Origin of the sequence: Bacillus sp. NPDC094077, assembly GCF_050279465.1 — a bacterium.
Classification (GTDB): Bacteria; Bacillota; Bacilli; order Bacillales; family Bacillaceae_G; genus Bacillus_A.
In genome coordinates this window covers 86,153-93,097 of sequence record NZ_JBNNUF010000005.1, presented here as the reverse complement: position 1 = coordinate 93,097, position 6,945 = coordinate 86,153, and the positions used below count along the sequence as shown (strand labels likewise).

At 33.5% G+C, this 6,945-nt stretch carries 7 protein-coding genes; 2 read left to right on the top strand and 5 right to left on the bottom strand.

Annotated elements, in window-relative coordinates:
- Positions 1–374 precede the first annotated feature (374 nt).
- Positions 375–758 carry an ATP synthase subunit I gene (locus ACQKNR_RS14595; RefSeq protein ID WP_193410718.1) on the bottom strand — a complete coding sequence of 128 codons (384 nt, stop codon included), beginning with the start codon at positions 756–758 and terminating at the stop codon, positions 375–377.
- Between the two features lie 291 nt (positions 759–1,049).
- Here ACQKNR_RS14595 and ACQKNR_RS14590 point away from each other — a divergent pair, with 291 nt between their 5' ends.
- Complete coding sequence (locus ACQKNR_RS14590; protein WP_427318523.1) at positions 1,050–1,271, top strand: hypothetical protein; 222 nt, start codon at positions 1,050–1,052, stop codon at positions 1,269–1,271.
- A 28-nt stretch (positions 1,272–1,299) separates the two neighbouring features.
- On the opposite strand, the gene ACQKNR_RS14585 is transcribed toward ACQKNR_RS14590, so the two are convergent.
- A complete protein-coding gene (locus ACQKNR_RS14585) occupies positions 1,300–2,205 on the bottom strand; it encodes a DMT family transporter (RefSeq protein ID WP_427318522.1) in 906 nt (301 codons plus the stop codon).
- Between the two features lie 280 nt (positions 2,206–2,485).
- A complete protein-coding gene (locus ACQKNR_RS14580) occupies positions 2,486–2,809 on the bottom strand; it encodes an iron-sulfur cluster biosynthesis family protein (protein ID WP_427318521.1) in 324 nt (107 codons plus the stop codon).
- A gap of 329 nt (positions 2,810–3,138) precedes the next feature.
- Between ACQKNR_RS14580 and ACQKNR_RS14575 the strand changes: the two genes are divergently transcribed.
- Positions 3,139–4,059, top strand: coding sequence for a Nif3-like dinuclear metal center hexameric protein (locus tag ACQKNR_RS14575; RefSeq protein ID WP_427318520.1), 921 nt, complete (start codon positions 3,139–3,141; stop codon positions 4,057–4,059).
- 162 nt (positions 4,060–4,221) lie between these two features.
- Here ACQKNR_RS14575 and ACQKNR_RS14570 read toward each other — a convergent pair whose 3' ends face one another.
- A complete protein-coding gene (locus tag ACQKNR_RS14570) occupies positions 4,222–5,442 on the bottom strand; it encodes an ATP-binding protein (protein WP_427318519.1) in 1,221 nt (406 codons plus the stop codon).
- The gene (locus ACQKNR_RS14565; protein WP_427318518.1) at positions 5,439–6,692 is read right to left on the bottom strand and encodes an ATP-binding protein; all 1,254 of its coding nucleotides are present in this window, start codon (positions 6,690–6,692) and stop codon (positions 5,439–5,441) included. Before ACQKNR_RS14565 ends, ACQKNR_RS14570 begins: the two co-directional genes overlap by 4 nt.
- Between the last annotated feature and the right edge of the window lie 253 nt (positions 6,693–6,945).

Below are 6,945 nucleotides of genomic sequence, written 5' to 3'. Positions count from 1 at the left end.
TTTTCAATTTATATACTTGGATTTTCACACATATAAATCACGGATTCGAACACATAAACTATTTTCCTATTCACTACATCCTTCTGGTTTTACACCGTATGGGGCCAAAAAAGGCTTTGACCGCTTCTATCACTCGCTGGATCTTCTATTCCATCTTAAACCAATTTTCAATTTATATACTTGGATTTTCACACATATAAATCACGGATTCGAACACATAAACTATTTTCCTATTCACTACATCCTTCTGGTTTTACACCGCATGGGGCCAAAAAAAGGCTTTGACCGCTTCTACCCCTCGCTGGATCCTCTATTCCATCTAAAAAGAAGCTTTTTATCTTTTTATCTTTTTATCTTTTTATCTTTTTATCTTTTTAGCTCTTTGTTAGTTCTTTCTCATCTTTCATGCTATAGTAGCCTAAATTAACAACAATTAAGAAATAACCGCCCATAATTCCTACTGCAAATGCCCACATAACCATATGGTGCTCAATTTCGTACATAATAATAGCACCCAAAATTGCAGCTGCAAAACGATTAAACATACCGAGTGTCGGCGCCTTCGTCTTCTGTACAATACTATCTCCTAGCTTCTCAATCCGTCTCCCTAAAAGCCAAACACAATACATGCTTACAATAAGTCCAATTCCAGCACCTAGAAAATGTGCCGAAAACGGTGTTAACATCCAGCCTAGTAACAAAATACCTAGTAAATAATACGATTGAATTTTAAACGATCTTAATGACATACTAATCATGCTGTACTCCTCTTCCATAGTTTTTATCTATCCAATAAAAGCTGTATAACTCATTTCTTCCGAGCTCATACACTTAAAAATCCATTTCACTCAAATTAAAAACAACATAAACACAATGTTTATGTTGTTTAAATATTTTTAGGAAATAATATTATACAAGATTTCAAACATCATATTCTTATAATTTGTGACGTTTTTTCAAACATTTTTCGTCCATTTATGAAAAAAGTGATATCAATCTATAAACATACGGATATGATGTAATAAGTACACAAATAAAGGGGGCGTCTAATGATTTATTTTTTAATGGCTCTCATTCATCTCATTGTCCCTGCACTTATTGGATTTTCATTGTATTGGTACACGAAAAATCATAGTATTTTCTACGCTGTCCTCGGTGTTCTTCTTCCAGGAATTATTCTTATTACACTCTTCCGCATTCCATTTTTAAACTTAATTCCACTTATTACTGCGATCTTATTTCTCATCTTCTTACCAAAAATAAAAAAATAGGAAAGCAGATCATAGGTGATCTGTTTTCCTATTTTGATATAGGTTCCTGCACAGTAGAATGCACTTCTACTTTCTCTGATTTCACAAACCATAGACCGAAGAAAATGATGATCCCACCAATTATTTGTTGTAATGAAACATATTCATTCACCCATACAGCCGCAAATAAAACCGCTACAAGCGGTGTAATATACATATATACCATTGTATGTGATGCCCCAATTTTTTGGACGCCAACATACCACATCACTAAACCGAATACTGTTACAAAGAAAATAGAATATAGTAAAGCAAACAATGTCATTTCGTGTGTAATGTGAAATGGCATTACAAATACATGTGGACCACTTAACAATAAGAGCGGAATCGCTCCAACTAATGCCGACCATGCAGTAACACGTAGTGCTGAATATTTTTTAATTAATGGCCCTGCTAAAACAGGATACAGCCCCCAGCATATCGATGTAATTAGTCCAATTCCGTTTCCATAAAAAGAACTAGCGAGTGACTGTCCCGCTACTAAAACTAACGCCGCACCAACAAAGGCAATCATAGAACCAATTAACTTTCGAGAAGAAAACTTCTCTTGCTTCAAGAAAATCGCAAATATAGTTGTAAAAATAGGTGAAATAGAAATGAGTAAAGAGGCATTTGTAGCGGATGTATATTTGACAGTTTCCATAAATAGCGTTTGATAGAGTACAATCCCTACAACGCTAACGATGATTAATCTTGGTATATCTTTTCGCTCCATGTAAAGCGACTTTTCAATACAAAATGTAAGTAATAACAGTAACGGTGCCGCTGCCATCATTCGAAGTGCAGTAAACTCAATTGCGGTAAATTCTAAAAATCCGTATTTCGCAATCGTATAGTTAATCCCCCAAATAATAACGACACTTAAAATCAATAACTCAATTCCCCATCTTCTCATGCGTATCCCCTCCGCAAAGAAAATTATACAGAAAATTCAATCATATGTACATTTCATTATGTGAAAAACATGTTTTATTTTATGAAGTAGCTTATTTGGTAAATGAAATTTTATTAGCGATTTTTAAAATATATCGACCATAACTTTAATTATATCGGCGATTTTCAAAATATATCAGCGATTCAACAAGGAATATCGACTTACCAACAAAAAACGACAATAATGGCACCTTATACAATAAAAAGGCGGTCCAAAAATGTTTTGGAACCACCTTCTCTTATTACACTCGAACATGTAACTTCATATTCGGATTATAAAACTGGCTTGGGCTTTTCAGCTGAAAAGTTCCTCCACCTTCATGCCAATCGACCGTTAACTTATCATCCATAAATACAAGCTTTGTACGATCTGCGATAAAGCTAAGTAGGTTTGATTCGATATCCACATCGCGCTCATCTTTTTCTGCTACAGCTACTAAATCGATAATTCCACTCATAACACAACCGCAACCTTCATTATCATAAAATAACTTTATATATTTCGCTTCACCTGGAATCGTATCCATAATCTTTTTATATGCTGCATCTGTTACAGTAACGTACATATGTTAATCTTCATCCTCTCTTCTCGTATCATTCATATATTGTACCACCATTTTTCTTGAAAATTATATACAGAAAATTAAGACTAATATACAATATATGTGATAAAGGATGTTGCACTGATGTTCAAACTATAGCGATACCCCATTTTTTTAAGTTTATTCGGTAGTTTTTTTATTTCTAGCGGAATGATATTACAACATATACTTCCCTATTCTCCTTCTATTGGTTGGATTCTAGGTTTTATTTGTTTCCTATCCGCTTCTTATTTTGCCATAAAAAACAAAAACAACTAATAGAGTAAGAGTTAGTTTAAGGAGGATAACACAATATGCCAGCATTAAACGAAATAGAACAATCGCTCAATCATGTATTCAAAATCGAAAAATACGGAAAAGACAGTGGCTTTAGTCGATTTATCCCGGCCGTATATGATCCTATTGAATTTCCGTGGCAACAATTTTTTGAAGAAAATTTTGTTGAGCTATTTAACGGCCTTATGGTGCGAGGAGCTGAAAATGTAAACAAAGTATTTTTAGCCGTATTCCCTACAGATGACGTTCTTGAAGCGTTCATTTCACAATCCACACCTGGCGATTTACTCTTTATGCATCATCCACTTGTCATGGAGTGCGGTGATCCGCTTGGAAAATCTGGTCGTGGTTTTATTCCAATTCCAGAAAAATATTTGCAGACCATAAAAGAAAAACAACTTTCTATATATACATGTCACAGTCCAATGGATTTTCATCAAACGTATGGAACGAGTATTTCAATTGCAAAAGCATTAAACGCTAATGTAGTTGACGGCTTTGCATATGGAGGTCCAGAACAAGAACCAGTTGGCCTTATTTGTGAAATAGATGAAACATCAACAGAATCACTCCAAAAGCGTCTAAAAAAACTCTTCCATATTCCTTATACAGATTTCGAAGGTAAACAACATGATTCCATCAAAAAAATTGCAATTATCGCTGGATGTGGCGATGTCGTTTCTTTAATGAAAGAAGCAGAAGAAAAAGGTGCTGAAGCATATATTGCAGGAGAAATCCATTGTCATATCGACAATGATTACGGTAAACATAAATACTCGCTCATTATGGATTACGTAAAAGAAACAAACATGTCACTCATCGGTGTATCACACTCTGCCTCTGAATTTTTAGTAAAAGAGACATTGATATATGATTGGTTTAAAGAGAATTTTGATGTGGATGTTACTTTGGTCCCTCAGGAGAAGTGGTGGTTATAAAGTGAAACTTTAATCAGCCCGCACCAATCGGGCGTTTACGGGCAGTTGATCTCCCACCTAACTTCTTTGCTCCAACCGAATTTTGAGGTGGGAGTCTTACTGCCCGCAAATAGTGAGATAAAATAAAAAACATCACTTCCAAATAAGTGATGTTTTTTACAATCAACAGATCGGTAACACAATCTTAACCGTCGTTCCAACCCCAACTTCACTTTCAAAACTCATTTTACCATTGTGGTCTTTAATAATTTTTTCCGTGACTACTAATCCTAATCCTGTACCCGTTTCTTTCGTTGTATAAAACGCTTCATTTAACTTCGGAATTTTATCTTTCGGAATGCCACAGCCCTCGTCTTTCACTTGAACAATGATTCCATCTTCTACGATAACTTTAATCGTAATTGTTCCACCAACTAACATAGCTTCAATCGCATTTTTGATTAAATTAAAAAACACTTGCTTTAATCGTTTTTCGTCGCATGTAATTGGCGGTATATCTTTACTGTAAATACCTTGTATATGTACTCCTTGTTCTAAAGCTGGCTTTTCCATTACTCGAATAACATAGGAAATAATGTCTTGTATGTTATGAGTTTCTGATTCTAGTGATTTAGATTTCTCAAATCCACTAAGTTCTGTAGCAATTGTATGAATACGATCTACTTCTTGTTTCATAATATCACTATAAATCTTATCTTCTGGATATTTGTTTGCTTGCTTATTCACAAGTTTTTTCAAATTCGCTAGAGGTCTTCTAATTTTATAGCCAATAACTGTCGCCATTTTTCCAACTGTTGCTAGTTTTTCTGTTTGTTTTATTTCTTTATCCATCATCTCAAGCGTACGAATATAAGACTGAAATCTCAAAAATATAATCCAACATATGATAGCAAATACGCTACATAATGCCATTGGGATTATAACGATAAAGGATTGAATAATGATTCCCATAAGAGCATACTTTCCAACAAGTATTCCTGCGACTAACCAAAAATATCTTTTACTCACAAAGATTGGTGCAAATAAAATAAAAAATCCTTCTACTATATTTCCACCATCAAATTCAGCATCGCTACCATAGTAAATCATAAAATTATGGATAAAATCTAATAGGTTATAGCCAATTAGAATAATATACTTGACCGCAAATGGATTCTTCCATTTCATAAAGTATATTCCAATGCAAAATAAGATCACCATCAAAAAATAGAGCCATAAACCTAAACCATCTTCAAATTCCCCTACCCCTTCTTGCTCTCCTCCTATTAAAGGTACGATAAATTCATAGGCAAGATCATATACAAAAAATATAATAAAAAATAAGCTTAAAAATACTTTCAACGCCTTTATTTCTTCATTTTTAAATATATAGCCTTTATTCATATGGTAACTCCTAGCTTTTCTTCCACTTGGATTTCATTATTTCCACACTTCTTTGGGAGAATAATGTCTATTCTCGTTCCCGTATTTTTCTCGCTCGAAATATGTAACTCACCGAGATGCTCAGCAACAATTCGGTTTGCCACAGTAAGTCCAAGGCCAATTTTATCTTGTTTCGTTGTATAAAAAGCCTCTGTAACATGGACTAAGTTTTCTTGCTTAATACCATGACCATTATCGATTATGCTGATCATTACATACTCTTTTCCCTTACTTTCTAATCGTACATCTAATATGCCACCTTGCTCCATTGCCTCTAAAGCATTTTTTATGACATATAAAAAGGCTCCTCTTATTTTTCGTTCATCGCATTCAACTTTCACTATTTTTTCTTCCACATTAGAAATAAGCTGAACGTTTGATTCATCCATTTTTTCACGAAGAGTTGTGGCCGCTTGTAATACAATTTCTCCTACATTATGTTTCTTATAAATAGAAGGTTTGCATGTAGCTACTTCCATCAACTCACTTATCATATTATTCATATTTTCTATTTCAAAAATCATTCTTTTATAAATAGGATCTTCTTCATGTTTCTCTCGCTGTAATTGCGTAAATCCTTTTAATGAAGCGAGTGGGTTTTTAATTTCATGTCCAACTGTCGCTGCCATCTTTCCAATTACCGCTAATTTTTGTGATTCACCAGCTACTTTAATACTTTCCTTTACTGCGAAAAGGTATTGTAAAAACTGATTTAAAATAATATATGTAGCTATTAATAACAAGGAATGCATAATAAGGAACATAAATGCTTTTGCTTCCTCTAGTACAAATAAATAAATCAAATATTTTCCTATAATAGTGGAAAGTAAAAACACAAAATATTTTTTATTTAAAAATATAGGTACAAAGAAAATGAGAATAATTTCTATTACATTCGTCCCATCAAATACCGCCTTACTATAAAAAACATATGAAAGAATATTAGCGATTTCTATCCCTATGTATGCGAATATACATGCATATTTAACAACACTTGCCTTCTCTTTTTTTATTAAATATATATTCACGCACAGTATTGCTACTCCGCAAATAACTTGCCATATTATGTTATGCCAATTATCCGTTAGTTTTTTATTTTCTAATAAGATTGCATAGGAAATTTGGTATACAACAACAATGACATATAGCACCCATAAAAAGATTTTGGCATTCCTTCCTTCTTCTTTATATGTTAGAAAACTGTCTCTCACTTCAACACCCCTTCAAAATAATATCTCGAAGAATACCATTTATTATGATAAATGATTTTCATAGACAAACAAAGATAAATCGAACAATTGAGGAAAATTCTCCCACAGCGCTGTTAACAGTTCATTTTTGTTTAGTCCAATTAAGCCTGCCCATTCATTCGTAAGTGAGAATGGTTTCTGAGTGTCATAATCTACACCTCGTCCACCAATTAAAAACTATACTAAATTGATTATTAGCCAAAATAAACAAGGT